General features: G+C 63.9%; 1 protein-coding gene. It reads left to right on the top strand.

Features of this window, described 5'->3' with window-relative positions:
* Window positions 1-1,802: murein biosynthesis integral membrane protein MurJ (gene murJ, locus AC0B9F_RS38025; RefSeq protein WP_472010369.1), on the top strand; the 1,802-nt coding region annotated here is incomplete at both ends.

Genomic DNA, 1,802 nt, shown 5'->3' with positions numbered 1-1,802 from the left:
CTCACCCTCGGTATCGGCATCACCATCGGCGTCATCGTGCAGGCAGCCAGCCTGATCCCCGCGCTTCGCCGCGAGAAGATCTCGCTCAAGCCGCTGTGGGGTCTCGACGACCGCCTGCGCCAGTTCGGCGGCATGGCCGTCGCCATCGTCTTGTACGTCCTGATCAGCCAGATGGGCATGATCTTCGCGACCAAGATCTCCTCCCACGCCGACGAAGCCGGCCCTGCCATCTACAGCCAGGCCTGGTTGCTCCTGCAGCTCCCGTACGGCGTGCTCGGAGTGACGGTTCTGACGGCGATCATGCCGCGCCTGAGCCGCAACGCTGCTGCCGACGACACCCCGGCCGTCGTGGACGATCTGTCGGTCGCAACGCGTCTGACCATGATCACGCTGGTTCCGATCATCATGTTCCTGACCTTCATGGGTCCGCAGGTCGGTGAAGCGCTCTACGGTTACGGCCGCTTCGGACCCGAACAGGCCGAACGACTCGGCACCGCTGTGAGCTGGTCGGCATTCACGTTGATTCCGTACGCGCTGGTCCTGATCCAACTTCGTGTGTTCTACGCCCGCGAACAAGCCTGGACGCCGACGTGGATCGTTCTCGGCATCACTGCAGTGAAAATCGCTTTCTCGGCGCTCGCTCCGGTCTTCGCATCCAACAGCGATCAGGTCGTGATCCTGCTCGGTGCGGCCAACGGTCTCGGATACATCACCGGCGCCGTCATCGGCGGGTACCTCCTGCACCGCAGCCTCGGAAACCTGCAGATGGCCAACGTGGGCAAGACAGTCTGGTCCGTCGTACTCGCCTCGCTGGCCGGTTCGCTGACCATGCTCGCGGTCGACCGCGTCCTCGGATTCGATCAACTCACCGAGCGTTTCGGCGGACCCGGCTCGATGGTACGCGTCGCCGTCGGCGGCATCCTGATGCTCGCGATCACCTTCACGATTCTCTACTTCAAGAAGGTTCCGGAAGTTCTGTCGGTAACGGTTGCGGTCTCCCGCAAGATTCGTTCACTGACAGGTCGCGCCGAACCGGACACACGTAACAACACCGACGACGACGTCACCGAGCTGATTCCTGCAATCAGAACGGAATCAAACGAGCAAGAACGACCGGGTGCGCTCCCGTACCCTGGTCATGGGCGTACAGGATCGCAACCCGCGCGTATTCGGGGACGGGCTATCGATGGAGAAGGAGCGAGGGTGAGCGACGACAACGTTTCCGGCAACAAGAGTGCCGGGACTTCTGCCGTGAAAGCGTCCGAACAGAAGTCAACGGCATCGTCGGGCACACCTGCATCCACGAGTTCCTCCGCATCTGCCGGCCAGAAGCCACAGCAGGGTCAGAAGCCACAGCAGCCCGCACAGCGACCGCAGCAGGGCCAAAGCCCGCAGGGTCAGAAGCCGCAGCCGCCGGTGCAGAAGGCCGCTCCGCCGGTGCCTCCGGTCAGTGTGTCGAAGACACCTTCAGCTCCCGTGTCGAAGACACCCGTGTCGAAGACACCTGCTCCGGACAAGAAGGCACCCGAATCTCAGAAGACGGCTGCCGCTCAGACACCACCGCCCGCTGCACCTCGCACACCTTCCGCCGGATCCGCATCACGACCGGCCCAGCGACCGATGCCCCGTGGACCCAAGCTCATCCCGGGCGCCTCAGTCGCCGGCGGACGCTACCGTCTGCTCGCGCCGCACGGCGGAACCCGCGGACTGCAGTTCTGGGAAGCTCTCGACGTCAAGCTCGACCGTGAAGTAGCCCTGACGTTCGTCGACGCCGATCAGCGTGGTGACGACGACAGCCAGTC

The organism is Streptomyces sp. NPDC097129 (assembly GCF_055668065.1).
This window is presented reverse-complemented; position numbering and strand designations above follow the sequence as displayed.